Annotated in this window: 19 protein-coding genes, 2 tRNA genes and 1 pseudogene; 10 read left to right on the top strand and 12 right to left on the bottom strand. The window is 71.3% G+C overall.

Translation table 11 applies throughout. The features are described 5' to 3' along the window. Positions 1-15 precede the first annotated feature (15 nt). The 3 genes from AC1DIW_RS03660 to AC1DIW_RS03650 all read left to right on the top strand — a co-directional run bounded on the left by AC1DIW_RS03660 (position 16) and on the right by AC1DIW_RS03650 (position 4,316). Complete coding sequence (locus AC1DIW_RS03660) at positions 16-981, top strand: L,D-transpeptidase family protein (RefSeq protein WP_478106502.1); 966 nt, start codon at positions 16-18, stop codon at positions 979-981. A gap of 64 nt (positions 982-1,045) precedes the next feature. After that, the gene (gene fgd, locus AC1DIW_RS03655) at positions 1,046-2,053 is read left to right on the top strand and encodes a glucose-6-phosphate dehydrogenase (coenzyme-F420) (protein ID WP_478106501.1); all 1,008 of its coding nucleotides are present in this window, start codon (positions 1,046-1,048) and stop codon (positions 2,051-2,053) included. Positions 2,054-2,150: 97 nt separating this feature from the next. Continuing rightward, complete coding sequence (locus AC1DIW_RS03650) at positions 2,151-4,316, top strand: bifunctional lysylphosphatidylglycerol flippase/synthetase MprF (RefSeq protein WP_478106500.1); 2,166 nt, start codon at positions 2,151-2,153, stop codon at positions 4,314-4,316. Here AC1DIW_RS03650 and AC1DIW_RS03645 read toward each other — a convergent pair. From AC1DIW_RS03645 to AC1DIW_RS03605, 9 genes are all read right to left on the bottom strand, one after another. Continuing rightward, complete coding sequence (locus AC1DIW_RS03645) at positions 4,301-6,028, bottom strand: alpha/beta hydrolase (RefSeq protein WP_478106499.1); 1,728 nt, start codon at positions 6,026-6,028, stop codon at positions 4,301-4,303. The genes AC1DIW_RS03650 and AC1DIW_RS03645 overlap by 16 nt on opposite strands. A 134-nt stretch (positions 6,029-6,162) precedes the next feature. Continuing rightward, positions 6,163-6,235, bottom strand: a tRNA-Glu gene (locus AC1DIW_RS03640). Between the two features lie 91 nt (positions 6,236-6,326). Further along, positions 6,327-6,398 (bottom strand) — tRNA-Gln (locus tag AC1DIW_RS03635). A gap of 57 nt (positions 6,399-6,455) precedes the next feature. Continuing rightward, complete coding sequence (locus AC1DIW_RS03630; RefSeq protein ID WP_478106498.1) at positions 6,456-7,208, bottom strand: HAD family hydrolase; 753 nt, start codon at positions 7,206-7,208, stop codon at positions 6,456-6,458. Continuing rightward, a complete protein-coding gene (locus AC1DIW_RS03625) occupies positions 7,205-7,849 on the bottom strand; it encodes a GNAT family N-acetyltransferase (RefSeq protein ID WP_478106497.1) in 645 nt (214 codons plus the stop codon). Before AC1DIW_RS03625 ends, AC1DIW_RS03630 begins: the two co-directional genes overlap by 4 nt. Positions 7,850-7,859: 10 nt before the next feature. Then, entirely contained in the window at positions 7,860-9,485 is a 1,626-nt protein-coding gene (gltX, locus tag AC1DIW_RS03620) for a glutamate--tRNA ligase (protein WP_478106496.1), read from the bottom strand. Positions 9,486-9,567: 82 nt separating this feature from the next. Continuing rightward, positions 9,568-9,747 (bottom strand): hypothetical protein, encoded by a 180-nt coding sequence (locus tag AC1DIW_RS03615; RefSeq protein ID WP_442278877.1) that lies wholly within the window; start codon positions 9,745-9,747, stop codon positions 9,568-9,570. A gap of 28 nt (positions 9,748-9,775) precedes the next feature. Next, positions 9,776-10,555, bottom strand: coding sequence for a fumarylacetoacetate hydrolase family protein (locus AC1DIW_RS03610; protein WP_478106495.1), 780 nt, complete (start codon positions 10,553-10,555; stop codon positions 9,776-9,778). Positions 10,556-10,604: 49 nt separating this feature from the next. After that, positions 10,605-12,140: a phospholipase D-like domain-containing protein gene (locus tag AC1DIW_RS03605; RefSeq protein ID WP_478106494.1), complete on the bottom strand. Its 1,536-nt coding sequence runs from the start codon at positions 12,138-12,140 to the stop codon at positions 10,605-10,607. Positions 12,141-12,246: 106 nt separating this feature from the next. Here AC1DIW_RS03605 and AC1DIW_RS03600 point away from each other — a divergent pair, with 106 nt between their 5' ends. From AC1DIW_RS03600 to AC1DIW_RS03590, 3 genes and pseudogenes are all read left to right on the top strand, one after another. Continuing rightward, entirely contained in the window at positions 12,247-13,131 is an 885-nt protein-coding gene (locus AC1DIW_RS03600; RefSeq protein ID WP_478106493.1) for a 3-methyladenine DNA glycosylase, read from the top strand. Positions 13,132-13,302: 171 nt separating this feature from the next. Next, on the top strand, positions 13,303-13,719 hold the full coding sequence (locus AC1DIW_RS03595; protein WP_478106492.1) for an ester cyclase: 417 nt from the start codon (positions 13,303-13,305) through the stop codon (positions 13,717-13,719). Positions 13,720-13,874: 155 nt separating this feature from the next. Continuing rightward, positions 13,875-14,177 (top strand): annotated as a pseudogene (locus AC1DIW_RS03590) (3-methyladenine DNA glycosylase); the annotation flags it as partial. A 269-nt stretch (positions 14,178-14,446) separates the two neighbouring features. On the opposite strand, the gene AC1DIW_RS03585 reads toward AC1DIW_RS03590, so the two are convergent. After that, positions 14,447-15,001, bottom strand: a complete 555-nt coding sequence (locus AC1DIW_RS03585; RefSeq protein WP_478106491.1) for a TetR family transcriptional regulator — start codon at positions 14,999-15,001, stop codon at positions 14,447-14,449. Positions 15,002-15,123: 122 nt separating this feature from the next. On the opposite strand from AC1DIW_RS03585, the gene bioB reads away from it, so the two are divergent. The 4 genes from bioB to bioD are packed head-to-tail and all read left to right on the top strand — an operon-like array spanning position 15,124 to position 19,525. Continuing rightward, on the top strand, positions 15,124-16,200 hold the full coding sequence (gene bioB, locus AC1DIW_RS03580; RefSeq protein WP_478106490.1) for a biotin synthase BioB: 1,077 nt from the start codon (positions 15,124-15,126) through the stop codon (positions 16,198-16,200). Beyond that, positions 16,193-17,533: an adenosylmethionine--8-amino-7-oxononanoate transaminase gene (gene bioA / locus AC1DIW_RS03575; RefSeq protein WP_478106489.1), complete on the top strand. Its 1,341-nt coding sequence runs from the start codon at positions 16,193-16,195 to the stop codon at positions 17,531-17,533. Before bioB ends, bioA begins: the two co-directional genes overlap by 8 nt. After that, on the top strand, positions 17,530-18,828 hold the full coding sequence (locus AC1DIW_RS03570) for an 8-amino-7-oxononanoate synthase (RefSeq protein ID WP_478106488.1): 1,299 nt from the start codon (positions 17,530-17,532) through the stop codon (positions 18,826-18,828). The genes bioA and AC1DIW_RS03570 overlap by 4 nt, the downstream gene beginning before the upstream one ends. Next, positions 18,821-19,525, top strand: a complete 705-nt coding sequence (gene bioD / locus AC1DIW_RS03565; RefSeq protein ID WP_478106487.1) for a dethiobiotin synthase — start codon at positions 18,821-18,823, stop codon at positions 19,523-19,525. The genes AC1DIW_RS03570 and bioD overlap by 8 nt, the downstream gene beginning before the upstream one ends. Here bioD and cimA read toward each other — a convergent pair. Further along, positions 19,504-21,084: a citramalate synthase gene (cimA, locus tag AC1DIW_RS03560; RefSeq protein WP_478106486.1), complete on the bottom strand. Its 1,581-nt coding sequence runs from the start codon at positions 21,082-21,084 to the stop codon at positions 19,504-19,506. The two genes, bioD and cimA, sit on opposite strands and share 22 nt — an antisense overlap. Positions 21,085-21,470: 386 nt before the next feature. Next, positions 21,471-22,196, bottom strand: coding sequence for a gamma-glutamyl-gamma-aminobutyrate hydrolase family protein (locus tag AC1DIW_RS03555; protein ID WP_478106485.1), 726 nt, complete (start codon positions 22,194-22,196; stop codon positions 21,471-21,473). Positions 22,197-22,239 lie beyond the last annotated feature (43 nt).

The raw sequence follows: 22,239 nt of genomic DNA, 5'->3' as shown, positions 1-22,239 counted from the left end.
AGACAAGGGGTCACGATGCAGGCAGCCAGCTCACCGTTCCGCACCGCAGCCGGGGTGCGCCGGGCCCTCGCCCTCGCCGGCGCCATCGCGATGGTCGTCGCGACGACGGCCTGCACCCCCGACCAGAACGTCGGCGCCACCCCCACGCACGTCGGCGCGACCAGTTCAACCGGCACCGGCACTCCCGCGATGACGACGAGCGAGGCCCCCACCGAGGTGCCGACGTCCCCACCGCCCACGACACCACCGGTCACCATGCCGCCCGCGACGCCTGGCCCCATCGCCACGACCAAACCCCCGGCTCCGCCGAAGCCCGTGGCTGCGCCCGTGATCGTGCTGCGCCCCGGTGACACGGGCCCCAAGGTGCGTTCCCTGCAGGCCCGGCTGCGTCAGATCGCCTGGTTCCAGGGCGACGTCGACGACCGCTACGGGTCGACGACCACCACCGCGGTGCACGGCTTCCAGGCCAAGCGCGGTCTCGCGACCACCGGCACCGTCGACGAGCAGACCTGGGACAAGCTCGTCTCCATGACGCACGCGCCCACCGGCGACGAGCTCGCCAACGTCGTGCCGAAGCCGGCGCAGCCCAAGCCCGAGACCATCGCGTGGGACCTCGACGAACGCTGCATGACGGGTCGGGTCATGTGCGTCAGCAAGACGACGAAGATGCTCACCTGGGTCGTCGACGGCGTGCCGCAGTACGGCTTCGACGTCCGCTTCGGCAGCGACGAGCTGCCCACCCGCGAAGGCGTCTTCCCCGTCTACCACAAGCAGGTCGACGTCATCTCGAACCTCTACCACACGCCCATGCCGTACTCCATGTTCTTCTCCGGCGGGCAGGCGGTCCACTACTCCTCGAACTTCGCACGGCTCGGCTACGCGGGGGCGTCGCACGGCTGCATCAACGTGCGCGACAAGCCGCTGCTGATCCAGCTGTACAACGAGGTGCGCATCGGCGACAAGGTCGTCGTCCACTGGTGACGGACTGCCGAGGGCCCGGCCGTAGGCTGGCGGGACCACTCCCCCACGGCCCGAAGGAGTCAGTGTGCTCAAGGTTGGTTGGAAGGCGTCCGCGGAGCAGTTCGGCCCACGCGACCTCGTCACGTATGCCGCGCAGGCCGAGCAGGTCGGGCTCGACTCGGTCTTCATCTCCGACCACTTCCAACCCTGGCGCCACCAGCAGGGGCACGCGCCGTTCGCGGTGAGCTGGCTCGCGGCCGTCGGCGAGCGCACCGAGCGCATCCAGCTCGGCACGTCGGTCATGACGCCGACCTTCCGCTACAACCCGGCCGTCGTGGCGCAGGCATTCGGCACGCTCGGCGCCCTCAACCCGGGCCGCGTCGTGCTCGGCATCGGCACCGGAGAGGCGCTCAACGAGGTCGCTGTCGGCGCCGCAGGCTCACCGTGGCCCGAGTTCAAGGAGCGGTTCGCGCGGCTGCGCGAGGCAGTGACGCTGATGCGCAGGCTGTGGACCGAGGAGCGAGTCGACTTCGACGGCGACTACTACCGGACCCATGCGGCGACGGTCTACGACCGCCCGGAGCAGCCCATCCCCGTCTACGTCGCCGCGGGCGGACCGCTCGTGGCGAGGTATGCCGGCCGGTCGGGTGACGGGTTCATCTGCACCTCCGGGAAGGGTCGCGAGCTCTACGAGGACAAGCTGCTACCCGCCGTCGACGAGGGCCTGGCCAAGTCGGGGCGCACCCGCGACGACCTCGACCGGATGATCGAGATCAAGCTGTCCTACGACCGGGATCCCGAGCAGGCCCTGCACAACGTGCGCTTCTGGGCCCCCCTGTCGCTCACGGCCGAGCAGAAGCACGGTGTCGACGACCCGGTCGAGATGGAGCGGCTCGCCGACGAGCTGTCCGACGAGGAGATCGCCAAGCGCTGGATCGTCACGAGCGACCCCGCCGCGGCGGTCGACGCGGTGCGACAGTACGTCGACTGGGGCTTCAACCATGTCGTCTTCCACGCGCCGGGACACGACCAGGCACGGTTCCTCGAGCAGTTCTCCGCCGACGTGCTGCCGGGTCTGCGTGAGCTGACCTGACGCCTGGCCTTCGCGCAACCCGGGCCGCTGCGGACGCCGGGCCACTAGCATCCAGGTCAGGGGTGTGGTCGACCACCGACGCGTAGGGGCGGGAGGGATGGCGGCAGGGGTCATCGACGAAGCCGCGAACGAGACGCCGGTCGCCCGGTTGTCCCGTCTGGTTCGGCAGGTGCCCTTCACCGTCGCCGTGGTGTCGGCCATGGTCGTCCTGGGCGTCGCGACGCAGTCGCTGTGGTCGCCGCTGAAGGACCGCGAGCTGCTCCACACCGTCGCCTACGGCCTCCCCGCCCTGCAGGAGGGGCGCTGGTGGACGCCGGTGAGCGGGGCGTTCTTCGCGCTCGTGCCGGCGCAGTACCTCCCGATCGCCGGCGGAGCGCTCCTGCTCCTGGGCTGGTCCGAGATGCGCCTCGGCAGCCGGAGGGTCGCGATCGCGGCCGTCGCCTGCCACCTTCTCGGAGTGCTCGGCGCCTCGCTCGTCCTGCTGGTGCTGTCGGACGACGGCTGGCCCTGGGCGGACCGGACGGCCGCCGTGCTCGACGTCGGCTTCAGCGCGGGGGTCCTGGGTGCGGCGGCCGCCGCGAGCGTCACGCTCCGACCACCCTGGCGCGGGCGCGTCCGTGCCGTCCTCGCCCTGTATGCCGTCATCGCGCTGCTCTACGTCGGGCTGCTCTGGGACCTCGAGCACGCGATCGCCGTCATGGGCGGCCTGGCCCTCGGACCGCTCCTGCTCGGCAGCAGGCCGTCACTGGCCCCTCCTCGTTTCAGCCGGCACGAGTGGCGCGTCGTGTCATCCGCGTTCTACGTGACCAGCGCGGTGGTGCAGATCCTGCTCTACTTCACGCCGTCCGACGGGCCGCTCGGGGCGTCGACCGACGACACGGACGCGCTGGGCGTCCTCGTCAGCGCGGGCATCTCGCTCCTGCTCGCCAACGGCCTGCGACGCGGCTCCCGACGGGTGTGGTTCCTCGCGGGAGGGATCGCCGCGCTCTCCTTCGTGGCCCAGGCCCTGCTCATCGTGGTCGAGGTCGTCGCCCCCGAACAGCTCAACGCCGGCGGGAACGCCGTGTCGTCCCTGCCTGAGCTCGTCGTCAGCCTCGGGATCACCGCGGTGCAGCTCGCCGTGCTCGTGCTCGGACGCTCGGCCTTCCAGGCGCGCTCGGGGCGCCGACGCCGCGCCGAGCTCGCCACCGGGGCCGGCGACCGTGGCACGGCGATCGGCCTGCTCAAGACCCACGGCGGGTCCACGATGTCGTGGATGGGCACGTGGCCCGACAACCACTGGTTCATCCACCGCGACCCCGACGGTGCACCGCTCGGCTACGTCGCCTTCCAGGTGCACCGAGGCACCGCCATCGCTCTCGGTGACCCGGTCGCGGCCGACGCGGACACACGCGCTGCCGTGATCCAGGCGTTCGTCGACGAGGAGGAGACGCACGGCCTCGAGGTGTGCTTCTTCTCGGTCACGCAGGAGGTCGCGGACTGGGGACGGAGGCACGGCCGGCGCGACGTGCTCGTCGCCGAGGAGGCGATCATCGACCTGCCCGGTCTGGAGTTCAAGGGCAAGTCGTGGCAGAGCGTGCGCACCGCCCTCAACCGTGCCGCGAAGGACGGGATCACCTATCGGGAGGGACGCCTGGCCGAGATGCCGCGCGGGCTGCTCTCGCAGGCCCGTGCCATCTCGGAGCTGTGGGTCTCCGACAAGGGCCTGCCGGAGATGGGCTTCACGCTGGGTGGCGTCGACGAGGCCCTCGACCCCGACACGGTGGTCGGGTTGGCCCTCGACGCCGACGTGACGGTCCACGGCGTGACGTCGTGGTTGCCCGTGTACTCGGCCGGCGGCACCGTCACCGGCTGGACCCTGGACGTCATGCGTCGCCTCCCCGACGGTTTCGGGCCCGTGACCGAGTTCCTCATCGCGAGCGCCTGCCTGTCGTTCCGTGAGCAGGGGGCCGCCTTCGTCTCCCTCTCGGGTGCCCCGCTGGCCCACTCGGGCGGCGGCACGGCGGAGCGGGCCGCGCTCGAGCGCCTCCTCGACCAGCTCGGCGAGGCCTTGGAGCCGCTCTACGGCTTCCGCTCGCTCGAGAGCTTCAAGCGGAAGTTCCGTCCGCGGCACGAACCGGTCCACCTGGTCTTCTCCGACGAGGCGGCGCTGCCCCGGGTCGGCCTGGCCCTGACGTCCGCCTACCTGCCCGACGCGTCCCTGCGGGACCTGGTCCGGGCGGGGCTCCAGTCCCGCAGGGACGAGGATCACGTGTCCTTGTAGGGCCGCTTCGCGAGCAGGGACGCCAGGGCGGCCGTCTTCTCGGGCGTCCAGTCGGGCGGGTCCGTCACCCCAACCCAGGACTCGAGGTTGGCCTTGGCGGAGTAGAGGTGGCCGTAGCCCATCGGGATGCTGCCGGCGCCCGGCAGGTCGAGCAGGACCTGCCACATCGTCACGAGGGGAAACCACCCCATCCGGGCCGACACGTCCGGACCCCGCTCCCCGTCCTTGAGCCACTCGGGCGAGGAGAACGCCAGACTCGGCGAGAAGAAGACGATGGGGTCACTGGCGTGCTGCAGGTAGACGAGTCGGGTCGGTCCCCAGTCCTGGCCCCCGCGCTCCAGCCCGTCCTGCTCGGCGGTGAAGCGGGCCGTGCGGCCCTGCTCGTAGACGGGGAGGTATGCCGGGCTGTCGGGCTGGCGTCCCGCGGTGAGCCGGGCGTGCATCTCGTTGACGAACGGCGGTCCGGACATGAGCGCGCCGTCGATCGGCTCGTTGATGACGTTGACGGAGCTGAGGATGCTCTCGACCCCGAGCGAGCCGAGGGAGAGCCCGTAGAGGTAGAGCTTGGGCCGGCTCGACGCGGGCAGCGTCGACCAGTACTGGTGCACCGTGTCGAAGACGACGCGTGACGTCTCACGCACGGCGTCCTGGTCGGCGAGCAGCGAGATCCACGACGGGAGGTAGGAGTACTGCACCCCCGCGATGGCGGTGTCGCCGTTCCAGAGGAACTCGAGCGGGTCGGTGCCGTTCTGTTCGAGGAAGCCGGTGCCGGTCGTCGTCGCGACGACGAGGAGCTTGCGGTCGAAGGCGCCGGTGCGCTTCAGCTCCGCCAGCACGAGGTTCGCCCGTCCCTGCACCGTGTCGGCGGAACGCAGTCCGGCGTAGACGCGGATCGGCTCCTTGGCGCCGCCACCGTTCGCGGCGTTGAGCTCGGCCACCGACGGGCCGCCACCGACGAAGTAGCGGCCCTGCCGCCCGAGCAGCTCCCAGCTCGACAACGACTGCGGGCTGCCCGAGCGCTGCGGCACCTGAGGCCGGTTCATGTCCTCGGCGACGAGCGTGTCGCGCGGCGCGAAGATGTTGTTGGCGACGGCGAAGAAGCCGTTGACGAGGACGCCGGTGAGCAGTGACCAGATGACCGCGAGGAGCACGGCCGAGCCGACGACGGCCGCGACGCGGCGGGGCAGCCGACGCCCGAGCCACCGGAAGACCGTGCGGAAGAGCAGGCGCGCACCTCGGGCGACGACGAGGATGAGCACGGCCAGCAGCGCGGTGAGACCGAGGATGACGGGCCAGACGGTGGGTGAGGCAGGCTCCATGCCGTAGAGCGTCCGGATCTCGTTCTGCCAGCCGACCAGCCGCCAACCGGTGAAGACTGCCGCCCACAGGCCCAGCCCGACGAAGATCGCCACGAGGACCCGTCGGGCACGACCCGGCACTCCGGGGATCCCGAGGTAGCGCCAGAGGGCCTGGGTGCCCGCTCCGATGCCGTAGCCGATCATGACGGTGACGCCCGAGACGATCCCCTGCACCAGCGCTGCGCGAGGCAGGAGCGACGGCAGCAGGGAGAGCGCGAAGAACCAGGCCGCCATGGTGAGGCCGACGCCCGAGAACGTCGTGTCGAGGACGTGGCGCGGGGCGCCGAGGGCCGGCCGCCACGAGCGACGCCGCTGCACCACCGTCGGAGGGAAGGCGACGGTCCGTGCGGTCATGGCGTCTGCTCCTTGCTCGGCGTGGCCAATGACGAGCGCCAGCATAGGCCGCGCCGACAGGGAGCACCCCGGAGATGGCAGAAGACCCCGGTCCGTGTGGACCGGGGTCTTCTGTCGCTCTCTCGAGCATCACGTAGCCCCGACGGGATTCGAACCCGCGCTACCGCCTTGAGAGGGCGGCGTGCTAGGCCGCTACACAACGGGGCCGTGAGCGGTGCCGAGCGAGCTCGGCACGAGAAGAAACCTTACCGTGAAGGGTGGATTTCTCCGAATCGGCCCACGTTGCCATGGACCAGAGCTGGGGTACCAGGACTCGAACCTAGAATGACGGAACCAGAAACCGTAGTGTTGCCAATTACACCATACCCCAAGGGGTTTCACTCCAAGCCAGCCTCGCGGCCGGTACGGGGTGAACCGAATGGGAATACTACCGGTCCGTGCGCGGTGGCCCAAATCGGCGGTCGAGCACCGCGGCGACCTCGTCCAGTCCACGCACGGACGTGACTGGATGGGTCGTCCCGCGGCCCGTACGGTCGAGCCACACGGCACGCAGTCCGGCCGCCTCCGCACCGAGGACGTCCCACTCGACGTTGTCGCCGATGCAGACCACCCGCCCGGGCTCGGCAGCCAGGAGTCGGCACGCCTCGAGGTAGACGCGAGGGTCGGGCTTGCCGAACCCGAGCGTGTCGGTCGTCACGACGACGTCGAACCGCTCGATGAGGTCGAGGGCCTCGAGCTTGACCCGGGTCGGCGCGTGGGCCGAGTTGGTCAGCAGCGCGACCGGCAAGCCCTCGCCCTCGGCTGCGGCCAGGAGGTCGGGCACGTCGGGGAAGAGCCGTTGGGCACCGCGGAAGGCCGGCGCATACGCCTCCTCGAAGGCGCGGTGGGCCCCGCTCGGGATCTCGAGACCGAAGGCCGTGGCGACCTCGGTCAGCCGTCCGGCACGCATCGCCTCGAAGGCGACGTCACCGGAGGCGTACCGCGGGAACCACCGCTCGGGGTCGTCGTAGTAGCGCTGAGCCATGGCTCGGTGCTCCGCGGCCCGGTGCGGCCAGATCGCGGCCGCGGCCTCGGTGCCGGCCACCACCATCGCCTCCTGCGTGTCGACGATCGTGTCGTCGACGTCGAGCAGGAGCGCGTGCGCGCCGTCCAGCGCGGCCGGCAGGGGCACGGTGCTCATCCGTCCCCCTCGATGCCGAAGAGGGGAAGGGCCGGTGAGACCCCGGCGATGACGACGTCGTGGGCCTGGCCCGACCGCTCCCACGCGGCACGCTCGAGACGCACGTGCTGCAGCGTCTCCCCCGAGTGCTCGAGGACCGAGTGGTGCGTGTCGCGGTAGCCGAGGGCCCGCGAGACGCCGAGCGACGGCCCGTTGTCGACGACGGCCGAGCTGACCGCCGCGTCGGCCCGTAGCGGGCCGAAGGCCAGCGCGAGCACGGCGGCCCGCATCTGCTTGCCCAGGCCTCTCCCCCGTGCCGGGGCGACGAGCCACGACGAGGAGTCGGCGGTGCGGTCGGCGCGCCAGTCCGGCCCCTCGAGCCACTGGGCGCCCACGACCTCGCCTCCCGATCGCACGACGAAGGGCAGCGCCCAGTCGTCGGGCGACCACAGGCCCAGGGCGCGCCAGTAGCCCTGCACGAGGACCGCCCGGCGATTCGCGCGGTCGTCGAGACCGGCATACGTCGTCGCGTGCGGGTTCATCGGGAGGTCGTCCGGCAGGAGGGCGCAGAGGCTCGGGAGGTCGGCCTCGGTCATGACCTGCAGGTCGAGGTCGGCCGTGCGCAGACGGATGCCGTGCAACGGCCAGGACCAGCCCTCCACCCGGCCTGCCTCAGAGCGAGTCGCGCAGCGACCGGAGACGACTCAGGGTCGAGGTCTTGCCGAGGATCTCCATCGACTCGAAGAGCGGTGGCGAGATGCGTGCGCCCGAGACAGCGGTGCGCAGCGGGCCGAAGGCGAATCGCGGCTTGATGCCGAGACCGTCGACGATCGCGGCACGCAGTGCCTCCTCGATCCCCGCGGCGTTCCAGGCGCTCCCGGTGCCCAGGACGCCGGCGCCGTGGTCGTCGATGTCGCCGAGCACCTTCAGGGCCGCATCGAGGACCGCAGGGGCGTCATCCTTGAGCTGCGCACGGGCGTCCTCGTCGATGACGAGCTGGTCGTCGCCGACGAAGAACGGGCGCACGAGCGCCGGCGCCTCGGTCAGGTGGGCCATCCGCGTCTGGATGAGCTCAGCCACCGCCTTGAGACGGGCCAGCTCACCGAGCGACTGCGTCTCGCCGAGGACGTCCTCGGCGACGAGGTAGGGCAGCAGCCGGCTCGCGAACTCGCCCACGTCGAGCGAGCGGATGTAGACGCCGTTGAGCCAGTCGAGCTTCTTGAGGTCGAAGATCGGGCCGATCGGGTTGACCTTGGCCCAGTCGAAGGTGCGGCTGAAGTCGTCGAAGGTGAAGACCTCGACGTCGGCGCCCTCGGCGTCCTGCTGCGGCGGATAGGCAAGCAGCGCAAGGAAGTTCACGAGAGCCTCGGGCAGGTAGCCCTGCTCGCGGAACCAGGTCAGACGCGCGGCGGGGTTCTTGCGCTTGGAGATCTTGGACTTGTCGGTGTTGCGCAGCAGCGGCATGTGCGCGAACTTCGGCGCGTCGATCCCGAGCCAGCGGTAGAGCAGGATGTGCTTCGGCGTCGAGCTGATCCACTCCTCGCCGCGCACGACGTGGGTGATGCCCATCAGATGGTCGTCGACGACGACGGCGAGGTGGTACGTGGGGAATCCGTCGGCCTTGAGGATGACCTGGTCGTCGGGCCGCGGGGCCGACACCTTGCCGCGGATGACGTCGTCGAAGACGAGCGGCACGTCGTCGGGCACGAGCATGCGCACCACGGGCGTCTCGCTGAAGCCGGGCAGCGCGGCGCGCTCCTCGCGGCTCTTGCCGACGCAGAGGCGGTCGTAGCCGGTGGGCTGCTTCGTCTTCTGCTGGACCTCACGCATCTGCGCGAGGCGCTCGGTGGAGCACCAGCAGTGGTAGGCGTGGCCGTCCTCGATGAGGCGCTCGACGTAGGGCCGGTAGGTGTCGAGGCGCTCGGACTGGCGGTACGGCGCGAAGGGCCCACCGAGGTCCGGGCCCTCGTCCCAGTGCAGCCCGAGCCACGCGAGGGTGTCGTAGAGCTGCGCCTCGCTGTCCTCGCGGAAGCGCGCACGGTCGGTGTCCTCGACGCGCAGGACGAACTGGCCGCCCTGCTGCCGCGTGAAGGCGAGGTTGAAGAGCGACATGTAGGCCGTGCCGACGTGCGGGTCACCGGTCGGTGACGGCGCGACACGCGTCCGCACCGGGCCGGAGCCGTCGGAGGTCGAGACGCGGCCGACCTGCTCGGTGCGGACCTCGACCTGCTCGAGCAGGTCGGGGGCGTCGCTGGCGGGGGAAGACGGCATACCGGTGCTGGTGCTGTTGTCGCTCATGGTGCGACCCAGCCTAGTGGGCGCGTCGACGCGCCCGGGACGCGGCGACGTCGTCTCTGCACGAGGTGGGTCTGCGGACCGGTCAGGCCCCGACCGCTCCGGGAGGGCCGTCGATGTCGTCGTGCCGTGCGTCGTAGGTGGCGTCCTCGTCGGGACCCTGGTCAGGCTTCCCCGGACGCGCGTGGCGACCGGCGTAACCGGTCTCGGCCGTGGGCTGCTCGGTTTCCGGAGAGGTCTTCGGGCTCAGGTCGTCGTTGCTCATGGCCACGACCCTAAATGGTGCGGCCCCGTCAGCGCCTGACAAACGTGTTGGTCAGCGAGCCGATGCCGGCGATCTCGACGGTGACCTGCTGGCCGGCCCCGACGAGCCCGACGCCGGCCGGGGTGCCCGTGAGGATGACGTCACCGGGCAGCAGCGTGAAGGCCGCCGAGGCGTACTCGATGATGGTGGCGATGTCGTGGATCATGTCGGCCGTCGTGCCGTCCTGCTTCACGTCGCCGTCGAGCGTCGTGCGGATCGAGAGGTCGGCGGCGTCGAGCTCGGTCTCCACCCATGGGCCGAGCGGGCAGCTCGTGTCGAAGCCCTTGGCACGCGCCCACTGACCGTCGGTGCGCTGCCAGTCACGCGCCGTGACGTCGTTGGCGATGGTGTAGCCGTAGATGCACTCGGCGGCGTTCTCGGCCTTGACACCCTTGGTGATCGTCTTGATGACGACGGCGAGCTCTCCCTCGTAGGAGATCTCCTCGCTGCCGGCCGGCAGCACGACGGGGTCGAACGGGCCGACGACGGCGGTGTTCGGCTTGAAGAACATCATCGGCTCGGCCGGGGCCTCGCCGCCCATCTCCCTGGCGTGGTCGGCGTAGTTCTTGCCGATCGCGACGATCTTGGAGCGCGGGATGACCGGTGCGAGCAGGCGCGCGTCCTCGAGCATGACGGGCGGCTGCCCGCTCGGCTGGAGGCCGATGTAGAGCGGGTCGCCGGCCAGCGGCGTGATCACCTCGCTGCCGGGGTCGCCCTGGACGATGCCGTATGCCGGGTCGTCCCCGGTCGTGTACCTCGCGATGCGCACGCGCCCACCCTACGACGAGAGCCACCCCGGGTCGGGCGGCGGTTCCCTGTCAGAAGGTCCGTCGCAGCCGCAGGTCCAGCGGTCGGCCGTCCGGGTCGTAGACGAGGCGGTAGAGCGGGCCGGCCCACAGCCGGGTCAGCCGGCTCTGCTCGGGACTGTCCAGCGGCCGGAGGCGCCCGGGCGGCCGTGGGACGGCACCGGGCGCCCGGTGCCACGCCGCGAGCGCTTCGGCACTGGCGGCATACGCCCCGAAGTGGTCCTCGAGGGGCACGTCGGCCTCGGTGTCGAGGTGCTCCCGGGCGAGCTCGTGCCGCAGGCTGCGGGCGAAGTCCGGGTGCACGACCGCGGCGGACACCTCGGAGTCGTGCGTCCACGAGCGCCGGTTGAAGTTGTCCGAGCCCACCGTGACCCACTCGTCGTCGACGACGCAGACCTTGGCGTGGACGTAGACGGGCGTCCCGTCCGCGTTCTCGATCCCGTAGACGGCGACCCGACCGGGCGCGGCGGCGTGCAGCTCGTCGAGCAGTCGGGCACGGCTCACGAGGTTCGGGGCGTAGCTCACGGCCCCGTCCTGGTCCGGCTGGTGCGGGAGGACCGCGACGAGACGGAGGTCAGGTGACCGTCGCAGCGCCGCCACGAGCAGTGCGCTCACCTCGGAGGACCAGAGGTACTGGTCCTCGAGGTAGATCAGGCGTCGCGCGTTCGCGAACGCCTTGGTGTAGGCACGGGCGACACTCCTCTCGCCGCGCGGCGCGAAGGGATAGCCACCGAGGCGGCGACCGTAGGTGCGCAGCAGCTGGACCGGGTGCGGACCCGTCGGCGCCGGATCGGGCTGCTGCGGGGGCAGCGGGCGACGAGGGGCCTGGTCGCGGCGGATGGCGTCGCCGGCCCAGCGGATGGGCGAGCGGCTGAGCGCCTGGGGGTCCTCCCAGCGCTCGCGGAAGACGGTCTCGACGTCCCCCACGACCGGGCCGGTGAGGGCGAGCTGGACGTCGTGCCACGGGGGCCGGGGGCCGTAGACCTTCGCCATGGTCTGTGGTTGCGGGTCGCCGGCGTGGCTGGAGTCGTCGCGGCGGCTGTGGCACAGGTCGATCCCGCCGAGGAACGCGATGTCGAGCTCGGGCCGGCCGGGGTGTCGCAGGACCACGAACTTCTGGTGGTGCGAGCCGCCGAGCCGCACCCGCATGTCGAGCACGCACTCGCCGCCGGCCGCGTTGATGTCCTCGCCGAGGTGACGGTTCTCGCCGGCCGAGAACGCCAGGCGGTCCCAGTGGGAGCGCCAGACCAGGCCGCGGACGTCGACGCCGCGACGTGCTGCGTCGGCGAAGAGCGCAGCGACCTCGCTGCCGCGCTCGCCCGTCAGGCGCTGGTCGGGGTCGCCGCGCCAGTCGACGAAGAGCAGCAGGTCGCCCTCTCGCATCCGCGAGACGCGCTCTCCGAGCGCCGCGAAGTAGGCCTTCCCGTGCACGAGCGGCGTCACGAGGTTGCCCTCGGTCCAGGACCGTCCGTCGGGATGGCGTCGGTCGAGCCGGGTCGAGGGATTGCCCCGCTCGTCGGCGGTCAGGTACCAGTCGGCGGGAAGCACGGGACCGAGCGTATGCCGTGGGGTGGCCCAGCGGGCCGAGGGCGACCTCGCGGGTCGCGCGCCGCACGATTGCCTGCCGACCTGGCGCCTCGCCTACCCTCGTCGGGTGGAGATCCTGGGCGAGCCGGAGTGGCGGGAACGGGCGGCGGCGCACGAGGCGCGCGTCGACTCCGCCACTGCGGCGCACCTCGCCCGCCGTCGCGACCACCGCAAGCACCCGGTCGAGGACTTCCTCTTCACCTACTACTCCTTCAAGCCGGCTCAGCTGCGGCGCTGGCACCCGGGGGTGGGAACGGGTCTCGCCGGAGCGGCCGGGTCCCCACACGCCGGGTGGCGCTTCTACGCCGTCGACGGGGACGTCGTCAGCGTCGACGTCCAGGCCTTCAGCAGCGCGCGCGGAGACACGTTGCGCTTCGTCCGCGAGCTGCTGGTGCGTACAGCCGAACGGCCGGCACGGTTCGGCTGCTTCGGGCTGCACGAGTGGGCCATGGTCTATCGCCTCGACCCGTCCGACGTCCGTCACTCGGGCTGGCCGCTGCGCCTGGGCGCCTCGGGCACCGACGCGGTCGTCGACAGCCACCAGATCGCCTGCTCGCACTTCGACGCCCACCGCTTCTTCACGCCCGAGGCAGCACCGCTCAACGCCCTGAAACCGACCCGGGAGAGCCAGACGGCGCTCGAGCAGCCGGGGTGCCTCCACGCCGGGATGGACCTCTACGGTCGCGTAGGAGTCAAATTGGTGCCCGCCATCTCCAGCGGACTACTGATGGATTGCTTCGAGCTGGCCCGCGACATCCGGTCTTTGGACATGCGTGCATCCCCGTACGACCTGCGCGGCCTCGGCTACGAACCAGTGCCCATCGAGACTGCTGCTGGCAAGGCCGTCTACGTCACCGAGCAGCGGGCGTTTGCCGAACGCGGCCAGGTGCTGCGGGAGCGCTTGATCGCTGCCTGCGACTACATCTTGCAAATCGCCCGAGACGTGACTTGATCGCAACGCGGCAGATCCGGGCGTTGGGTCATGGTCATTCGCTTCGCCGTTGGGCACTGGAGTCCGAGGGCCCAGCAATGGCTTGAACGACCTGCCCGTGCGGTCCTGCAGGTGCTAGCGTCAAATCGCCGGACCCGCCAACCCAGGCGCCGGTGGCGAGTGGAGGGCGCGATGTCCGACTACAAGGCAGTAACGCAGGAGATGTTCAGAGCCATAGCCGCTGGCGGAGACGTCGATGAAGCCGTCGACAAGTACATGGCAAAGGACTTCATCGAACATGAGGGGCTCCCCGGGATGGACAACACCCGGGACACGCCTCGGCAGCTGTTCAAAATGATGCACACGGCCCTCACCGACTTCCACGTGGACGTTCACGACCTGCTCCAGGAGGGCGACAAGGTAGTCGCACGGGTCTCGTTCGTCGGCACCCACACCGGCGACTTTATGGGGGTGCCAGCGAGCGGGAACCCGGTCGACATTAGCGCCATCGACATCCTGCAGTTCCGAGGTGACCAATGCGTCGCTCACTGGGGGGTCATGGACATGGCCGGCGCAATGGCGCAGATGGGCGCGTGGCCACACGCCTAGTTGCGCGTGTTTCTGTTCGGCTCGCGTTCCTATTCGGGCCGCCGACCGTTGCCGTGGTCAGCCGCGGATGGACTTGGCGCGGTCAATCTGGAGCCGAACCGTCGCGCTCTCATCGGCATGAGGGGTCGTGTACTTCCCTCAGTTGTGCCTCCTAGATGCACGCCAGGATGGACCTCTACAAGTGGGCGCACAAGCTCGTCCCTGCCGTCTCGAGCGACCTCGTCCTGGACTGCTTCGAGCTGGCGCGCGACATTCGGACGCTCGACATGCGCGCGGCGCCGTACGACCTGCGCGAGCTCGGCTACGAGCCGGTCTGCATCGAGACCCCGGAGGGCAAGGCCGCGTATGCCGCCGCGCAGCGCGGCTTCTCCGCCCGCGGGCAGGCGCTGCGTGCGCGTCTCGTCGACGCCGTCGACGCGGTCGACGCGGCGCTGTGCCTGACCGCCGCACCTGACTGACCCCGGCCACGACAAGCCGCCACCTGCGCCTCTGTGGAGGCCGACCGGGTCGTCTCTCCGCAACATTCCGCCTGCTGGTCACGTGTGGAGGCACCCCCGTTGCCGCGCGGTGCGGCCGGAGAAACCTCCATTCCCCTGTATCAACCCGGCAGGGCCGTCACTCTGGAAGGTGTCGGCGAAGGTCCAGGCACGCGCGCCGACAAACCTCCGCCCTCAGGGGTGGTGCTGGGCGGGGCCTGAACCGCCCAGCACTTGCACGTCCGGGATGGTCAGCGGACCAAGAGCCCGCGGACGATGACCGCTAGACCGACCTCGAACGCCTTTGACTCCGTCGTGGCGTCGGGGGCGGGAAGGTCGAGGTCGACAGATGCGGCGAGTGCCCGATCCTGCTGTCCGGCAACGGACCCGAGGATGTGGTGCACGATGAGGGCCGCCACCTCGTCCCGCTCGGACGCCGGCGCCCCGGCGTCGTGGACGAGTCGGGCGAGGTCTCGGAGCGGGCGCGCGGCGCCTGGCTCCACGGCATACGCGAGGCCGACGACGTCGGCACCGTCGGGGACCTGCACGAGGGCGTCACGGACGGCCACCGCCACGCCGACGAGCGCCTCTGCCGGCGGCCGGTCGGGTGGCGGGACGGGGATCTCGGCGAGCAGGACGTCAGCCACCTCGACCAGCAGCTCCTGCTTGTTCGCCACGTGCCAGTAGAGGGCCCCGGGCGCGACCCCGAGCTCGCGGGCCAGCCGCCGCATCGAGAGGTCTGCGAGACCGTAGCGGCGCAGGAGGTCGACGGCGGTCGTGACGACCTGCTCACGGCTGAGTGCCACGCGCTCCCCCGACTTCGGCGCACGGTCCCGGTGGACCCGCGTTGACAGCCGAGCCTACCGACTCGGCATACTGAACACCGTTCAAGTTGAACACCGTTCAACGCCGAGCGCAAGGAGCCCGCATGACCCGCCGCTTCGACGACCTCGCCGATGCCGTCCTCGCCGGGACACCGGCCACCGCCGACGACGCCCTCGACGTCCTGCGCGTCACCGACGACGAGCTGCTCGCAGCCGTCGCCGCAGCGGCCCGCTTGCGCCGCAAGCACTTCGGCAACACCGTCAAGGTCAACTACCTCGTCAACCTGAAGTCGGGACTGTGCCCCGAGGACTGCCACTACTGCTCCCAGCGGCTGGGCTCGCAGGCCGACATCCTCAGGTACACGTGGCTGAAGCCGGACGAAGCCGTCGAGCAGGCTGCTGCCGGGCTCCGTGGCGGCGCCACCCGCATCTGCATGGTCTCGAGCGGCCGCGGACCCACCGACCGCGACGTCGAACGGGTGGCCGGCATGGTCGGCACGCTCAAGCAGGAGCACCCGGACGTCGAGGTGTGCGCGTGCCTCGGCCTGCTCAAGGACGGGCAGGCCGAGCGGCTGCGCGCGGCCGGTGTCGACGCGTACAACCACAATCTCAACACCGCCGAGTCCCACCACGAGGAGATCGTCACGAGCCACACCTACGCGGACCGGGTCGAGACCGTCACCAAGGCCAAGGACGCCGGCCTCTCGCCGTGCTCGGGCCTCATCGCCGGGCTGGGCGAGACCGACGAGCAGCTCGTCGAGGCACTGCTCGCCCTGCGTGACCTGGGCTCGGACTCGATCCCCGTGAACTTCCTGATGCCCTTCGACGGCACCCCCCTCGAGGGGACGTGGGACCTCACGCCCGGGCGCTGCCTGCGCATCCTCACCATGGCGCGAATCATCTGTCCCGACAAGGAGATCCGCATCGCCGGAGGCCGCGAGATGCATCTGCGATCACTGCAGGGGCTCGCCCTCCACGTCGCGAACTCGATCTTCCTCGGCGACTACCTCACGTCCGAGGGCCAGGCGGCGGAGTCCGACCTGGAGCTGATCCGGGACAACGGCTTCGTCGTCCTCGGCGCCGAAGACCGGGCAACCGGTCCGAGGCCGGAGGCCGTCTCCACGCACGACCCCGCCAAGCGCCGACGCGGGGCCGGAACCGGCCTCCCCGCCAATGCCTGACCCGAAGGGTTCGCCGCTCGGCGCCCGCGACCGCGGCCTCGTCTGGCACCCGTACGCACCCCTCGACGGCCCTGAGCCGTATGCCGTCGAGGGTGCTTCGGGCGTCCGGCTGAGCCTCACGTCGCCGGAGGGCGAGCGGTTCGAGGCCGTCGACGCGATGGCCTCGTGGTGGTGCGCGGTCCACGGCTACGGCAACCCCGTCCTCGACGCGGCGGCCCACGAGCAGCTCGGCCGGTTCAGCCACGTCATGTTCGGCGGCTTGACCCACGAGCCCGCCGTCCGGCTCGCCGAGCGCCTCACGGCGATGTCCCCGGGACCGATGGCCCATGTCTTCTTCGCCGACTCCGGCTCGGTTTCGGTCGAGGTCGCCCTCAAGCTGTCGCTCCAGTACCAGGCGGCACGCGGACGACCGAAGCGACAGCGCTTCCTCACGGTGCGAGGCGGCTACCACGGTGACACGTTCGCCGCGATGAGCGTGTGCGATCCCGTGGACGGGATGCACTCGGCCTTCCCGGGCGTCCTGGCCCGCCAGGTCTTCGCCCCACGCCCGCCCGCGGCGCGCCAGGTGACCACCTCGACCGGCGACGAGCACTGGGAGACGGACCGCTCGGCCCTCGAGATCTGGGCCGCAGAGGTGCGCGCCCTCGCGGCGACGCACAGCGACGAGCTCGCCGCTGTCGTGGTCGAGCCGGTGCTCCAGGGTGCGGGCGGCATGCACGTCTACCACCCCGACTGCCTCCGGGTCCTGCGCGACGTGGCCGACGAGCACGGGCTCCTTCTGGTCGTCGACGAGATCGCGACCGGTTTCGCCCGCACTGGCCGGATGTTCGCCTCCGAGTGGGCGGACGTCACCCCAGACGTCATGTGCGTCGGGAAGGCCCTGACGGGCGGATACCTCTCTCTCGCAGCGGTACTCATGACACGCGAGGTCGGCGAGGCCATTACCCGATCGGAGTTCCGGGCCCTCCTCCACGGACCCACCTTCATGGCCAACCCGCTCGCCTGTGCAGTCGCGAACGCCTCCGTGGAGCTCGTCGACAGCACGTGGAAGGAGCACGTCCCCAGGGTCGGTCGCCTGCTCGCCGAACACCTCGCTCCGGCAGCCGACCTCCCCCAGGTCCTCGAGGTGCGCACCCTGGGTGCCGTCGGAGTCGTGCAGCTCACGTCACCGGTCGACGTCGTCCCGGTCACGCGCGCAGCCCTGCGGCGCGGCGTCTGGGTGCGACCGTTCCGGAACCTCGTCTACACCATGCCTCCCTACGTCTGCACCGACGAGGACGTGCGGCTCGTCGCCGAGGCGATCGTCGGCGCGGTGGCCGAGGTGCACGGATGAGCGACTGGGACGCCTGGCTGGCGGAGCGGTCCGACCTCCGGGCCGCTCAGGGCGTGGAGCGCTTCGACGCCGTCCTGCGCCTTGGTGGTCCGCGCCACGGACCACGCGACCCCCTCGACCTCGCCTCGAACGACTACCTCGGCCTCGCACGGGACGAGCGTGTCGTGGGGGCGGCTCACGAGGCCCTCGACCGCTACGGCGCCTCCGCGACCGCCAGCCGTCTCGTCACCGGGACGCTGCCAGTGCACCGGGACCTCGAGGCCGCCCTCTGCCGGCTGGCCGGGCAGCCGAGCGGCCTGGCCTTCTCGACCGGGTATGCCGCCAACCTGGGCGTGCTGACCGCGTTCAGTGGTCGTGGGGCGGAGATCCTCCTCGACGCCCACGCCCATGCGTCCCTGCACGACGCCGCCCGCATGGCGCGGGCACCGTATGCCACCTTCGCCCACAACGACCCTGCAGCCCTCGACGGAGAGCTGGCCGCCCGGCCCGACCGGAGGGTGGTCGTCGCCGTCGAGTCGATCTACTCCGTCCTCGGCGATGCCGCTCCCCTGGGCGACCTCGTCGAGGTCTGCCACCGCCATGGCGCGCTCCTCGTCGTCGACGAGGCGCACGGCATCGGGGTGGCCGGGCACGGGCGCGGCCTCGTCCACGAGCTCGGCCTGGCTGGTGCCCGCGACCTCGTCGTCACCGTGACGCTGTCGAAAGCCCTTGGCTCGCAAGGCGGCGCCGTGCTCGGATCGACCGCGGTGCGCGACCACCTCGTCAACACCGCGCGGAGCTTCATCTTCGACACGGGCCTCGCGCCCGCCGCAGCCGCCGCCGCGTGCATGGCCGCGGACATCGTCGCTGGCGACGCGACGCTCGCCGCGGCAGTGCGTGCCAACGCCGGCACCATCGCGGCGATCTGCGGGATCGAGCAGGCGGCCGGGGCGGTGCAGTCACTCCCCATGCCGTCGCCCGACAGCGCCGTCGCCGCAGCGCTCGAGCTGCGCGCCCACGGGGTCCTCGTGGGCTGCTTCCGGCCGCCCAGCGTGCCCGACGGCGTGTCGCGGCTCCGGGTCACGGCGCGCGCCGACCTCGACGGTGAGGACCTCTCCCAGGCCGCGCGGCTCGTCGCTCGCGTTGCCGCCCTGCACGGAGCGCCCCGCCGTCCCGATACCGTCGAGGGGCCACGGGCAGGGGACGCTCCCTCCCCCGCCCGTGGCCTCCCGTCGGTCGCGGCCGTCGAGGGGCCGCAGGGACCGGTGCCTCCGTCGCCCCTCGGCGCCGCCTCACCCCACGGCGACGATGAGTGAGTCGCGGCTGCCCCCGGTGGTCCTGGTCACGGGCACCGACACCGACGTGGGCAAGACGGCCGTCACGGCGGCGGTCGTCGCGTCGGCCCTGGCCGCGGGACTGCGCGTGACGGCATACAAACCCACGCAGACGGGCGTGGCACCGGGCGAGCCCGGCGACATGGCCGAGGTCGAACGGCTCACGCGTGCGGCGACGGTCGAGGGGGTGCGCCTGAGGGCGCCCATGGCGCCGCGACCGGCGGCGCGTCTCGAGGGTGCCGGGCTGCCCACTCTGGAGGACCACGTGGGTCGCGTCGCTGCGCTGGCCGTATGCCACGACCTCGTCGTCGTCGAAGGTGCGGGAGGGCTGCTCGTCGAGCTGACGGACGCCGGTGAGACCCTGGCCGACCTCGCTTCCGCGCTTCCCGACAGTGGGGTGCTCGTCGTCGTCCGGAGCACGCTCGGCACCCTGAACCACACGATGCTGACGCGAGAGGCCTTGTCGCACAGAGGGATCCGACAACTCGGCATCGTCATCGGTTCATGGCCGGACGACCCGGACGTCATCGAGCGGACCAACCGCGACGAGTTCGAGGCGCTGCCCGAGGGACTCCTCGGCGCGATCCCACGGGGCGCGCCGACCCTGCCTGTCTCGACGTTCCGGACGAGCGCTCCCGCGTGGCTGCCAGGACTCGTTCAGCGCCTCGGGACGCCCTGACGGAGCAGGCCGTGCACGATGCCGTCGGTGAGGGCCCGCCACGACGCGGCGAGGATCGAGCCGGCGACACCGATGGTGTCCCACGACGTCTCGCCGTCCGAGGTCTCGATGAGCACGCGCGTCACGGCGTCGGTGCCGTGCGACGCGTCGAGGATGCGCACCTTGAAGTCGATGAGCTCGATCTTCTCCATCTCGGGATAGGCCCGGGTCAGGGCCTCACGCAGCGCGTGGTCGAGGGCGTTGACCGGGCCATTGCCCTCACCGGTGGCGATGAGGCGTGCGCCGTCGGCGCGCAGCTTGACCGTGGCCTCCGAGGTGGCGTCGCCCTCTCCCGACGAGTCCGTGATGACCCGCCACGACTCGACCTCGAAGTAGTCGGTGCAGCCGGGCTCGAGCGCCTCGCGGAGCATCAGCTCGACGGTGGCGTCGGCGGCGTCGAAGGTCCAGCCGCGCAGCTCGAGGGCCTTGACCTCGGCGAGCACGGAGGCGACGACGTCGGGGCGGTCGGACAGGTCGAGACCGGCCTCGCGCGCCTTGAGCTCGATGCTCGCGCGGCCCGCCATGTCGGAGACCAGGGTGCGCATGCCGTTGCCGACGAGGGCCGGGTCCATGTGCTGGTAGAGGTCGGGGTCGACCTTGAGGGCGCTCGCGTGCAGCCCGGCCTTGTGCGCGAAGGCGCTCGCGCCGACGTACGGCTGGCGGCTGTAGGCCGGGACGTTGGTGACCTCGCTGATGGCGTGGGCGATGTGCATGGCCCGGCGGAAGGCGTCCGGCTCCATCGCGTGCAGCCCCAGCTTGAACTGCAGGTTGGCCGCGACCGTGATGAGGTCGGCGTTGCCGGTGCGCTCGCCGTAGCCGTTGACGGTGCCCTGCACGTGGGTGGCCCCGGCCCGCACGGCGGCGACGGAGTTGGCGGCCGCGCAGCCGGTGTCGTTGTGGCAGTGCGCTCCCACCCGGGCGCCCGTCGAGGCGAGGACGTCGGCGACGACCTCCTCGACCTGGTGCGGCAGCATGCCGCCGTTGGTGTCGCAGAGCACGACGACCTCGGCCCCGGCCTCGTGGGCGGTGCGGACGACGGACAGGGCGTAGTCGCGGTCGAGGCGCCAGCCGTCGAAGAAGTGCTCACAGTCGACGAAGACGCGGCGCCCGTGGCCGACGAGGTGCCCGACCGTGTCACGGACCATCGCGAGGTTCTCCTCGAGCGTGGTGCGCAACGCCCGCTCGACGTGTCCGGTGTGCGACTTCGCGACGAGGCACACCACGGACGCCTGCGAGTCCACGAGCGCCTGGACGAGGGGGTCCTGCGACGCGACCCCGCCGGCCCGACGGGTGGCCCCGAAGGCGGCGAGGGTCGCGTGGCGCAGGTCGAGCTCGGTCCGGGCGCGCTCGAAGAACTCGGTGTCCTTCGGGTTGGCCCCGGGCCACCCGCCCTCGATGAAGTCGACCCCGAGATCGTCGAGCAGCCCGGCGATGGCGAGCTTGTCCGACACCGAGAGGTTGAGTCCCTCCTGCTGGGCGCCGTCGCGCAGGGTGGTGTCGTAGACGTGCAGCGCTTCCATGACCTTCATTGTCCTTGATCTCGGGGGTTCGGCCGACCACCTGTTGCAGGTCGGCCGACGCGGGTGTGGGTGGCGTCCCGGTCTCTTCTCGTGATCGCGTCAGCCGGGGTGGTGGCCTTCGCGGTGTCTCCGTCGGGGTGGTTCGGGAAACAAAAAGACCCCCCAAGGGTTGGGAGGTCTGCGCGACGAGGGGTGCTCGTCGCGCTACTCGATAATGAGGGTGCCGGTGGGCACGGGTCGCTTCATCACACGCTCACGGTAGGGCTCGCGAAACCCCGGCGAAACACCACGTCCGGATCGTGGACCCGGCGTCGCGGCCCCATGCTGACGACGGCGCGGTGCCCACACGGCATACGCCAAGGCACATCAGGGAGCCTGAGCCGGCGTCACGACGGTCGCCGACGCCGGCTCACGGCCGCCTCGACGAGCGCCCTGAAGAGGCGCGGGTCGGTGCCGACCTCGGGGTGCCACTGGACCGCGAGGCGGAAGAAGGCATCCGGGTCCTCCATCGCCTCGAGCGTGCCGTCGTCGGCCCACGCCGACGCCGCGTAGCCCGGGTGGGTCAGCACCGACTGGTGGTGGTAGCTCGGCACCTCGGCCTCCTCACCCAGGATGCCGGCGAGGCGCGTCCCGGCCACGGTACGCACCGGGTGGCTGCCGTACGTCGCCGGCGCGGGCGAGTGTTCGTGGTGGCCGACGCGGTCGGGCAGGTGCTGTTCGAGCAGACCGCCTGCCGCGACCGCCATGACCTGCATGCCTCGGCAGATCCCGAGGACCGGCACGTCGGTCCCGGCTGTCGCCCGCGCGATGGCGATCTCGGTCGAGTCCCGGTCGGGCCTCGACGCCTGCACCGAGGCGTGGCGCTCGTCGGCGTAGAGCTCGGGCGCCACGTCGACCCCACCGGCGAGGATGACGCCGTCCAGGCGGTCGACGATCTCGAGGGCGGTCCCGTCGTCGGCGTCCGGACGCGGGGGGATCACCACCGCGATCCCGCCGGCTTCCTCGACCTGCCGGACGTAGCGGTGCGGCACGAGGGCCCCGGGCACGTCCACCCAGTTCCCCCACGACGCCCGCTCGATGTAGGCGGTGATCCCGATGACGGGGCGAGCCATGCCGACCTCCTGCCGTTGCCCAGCGTCCTACCCAGCCTCCTCC

The organism is Terrabacter sp. 01T434 (genome assembly GCF_056398545.1).
Note: the sequence above shows the minus strand (reverse complement) of the source record. Positions and strands in the feature narration are given on the sequence as shown.

What these genes read in the sequence shown, in the direction of transcription:
- bioD (WP_478106487.1), top strand. Translation starts at nt 18,821, where the DNA reads ATGAGTGAGTCGCGGCTGCCCCCGGTGGTCCTGGTCACGGGCACCGAC.
- cimA (WP_478106486.1), bottom strand. Translation starts at nt 21,084, where the DNA reads ATGGAAGCGCTGCACGTCTACGACACCACCCTGCGCGACGGCGCCCAG.
- AC1DIW_RS03630 (WP_478106498.1), bottom strand. Translation starts at nt 7,208, where the DNA reads ATGAGCACCGTGCCCCTGCCGGCCGCGCTGGACGGCGCGCACGCGCTC.
- bioA (WP_478106489.1), top strand. Translation starts at nt 16,193, where the DNA reads ATGCCTGACCCGAAGGGTTCGCCGCTCGGCGCCCGCGACCGCGGCCTC.
- AC1DIW_RS03660 (WP_478106502.1), top strand. Translation starts at nt 16, where the DNA reads ATGCAGGCAGCCAGCTCACCGTTCCGCACCGCAGCCGGGGTGCGCCGG.
- AC1DIW_RS03595 (WP_478106492.1), top strand. Translation starts at nt 13,303, where the DNA reads ATGTCCGACTACAAGGCAGTAACGCAGGAGATGTTCAGAGCCATAGCC.
- AC1DIW_RS03650 (WP_478106500.1), top strand. Translation starts at nt 2,151, where the DNA reads ATGGCGGCAGGGGTCATCGACGAAGCCGCGAACGAGACGCCGGTCGCC.
- AC1DIW_RS03555 (WP_478106485.1), bottom strand. Translation starts at nt 22,196, where the DNA reads ATGGCTCGCCCCGTCATCGGGATCACCGCCTACATCGAGCGGGCGTCG.
- AC1DIW_RS03615 (WP_442278877.1), bottom strand. Translation starts at nt 9,747, where the DNA reads ATGAGCAACGACGACCTGAGCCCGAAGACCTCTCCGGAAACCGAGCAG.
- gltX (WP_478106496.1), bottom strand. Translation starts at nt 9,485, where the DNA reads ATGAGCGACAACAGCACCAGCACCGGTATGCCGTCTTCCCCCGCCAGC.
- bioB (WP_478106490.1), top strand. Translation starts at nt 15,124, where the DNA reads ATGACCCGCCGCTTCGACGACCTCGCCGATGCCGTCCTCGCCGGGACA.
- AC1DIW_RS03645 (WP_478106499.1), bottom strand. Translation starts at nt 6,028, where the DNA reads ATGACCGCACGGACCGTCGCCTTCCCTCCGACGGTGGTGCAGCGGCGT.
- AC1DIW_RS03570 (WP_478106488.1), top strand. Translation starts at nt 17,530, where the DNA reads ATGAGCGACTGGGACGCCTGGCTGGCGGAGCGGTCCGACCTCCGGGCC.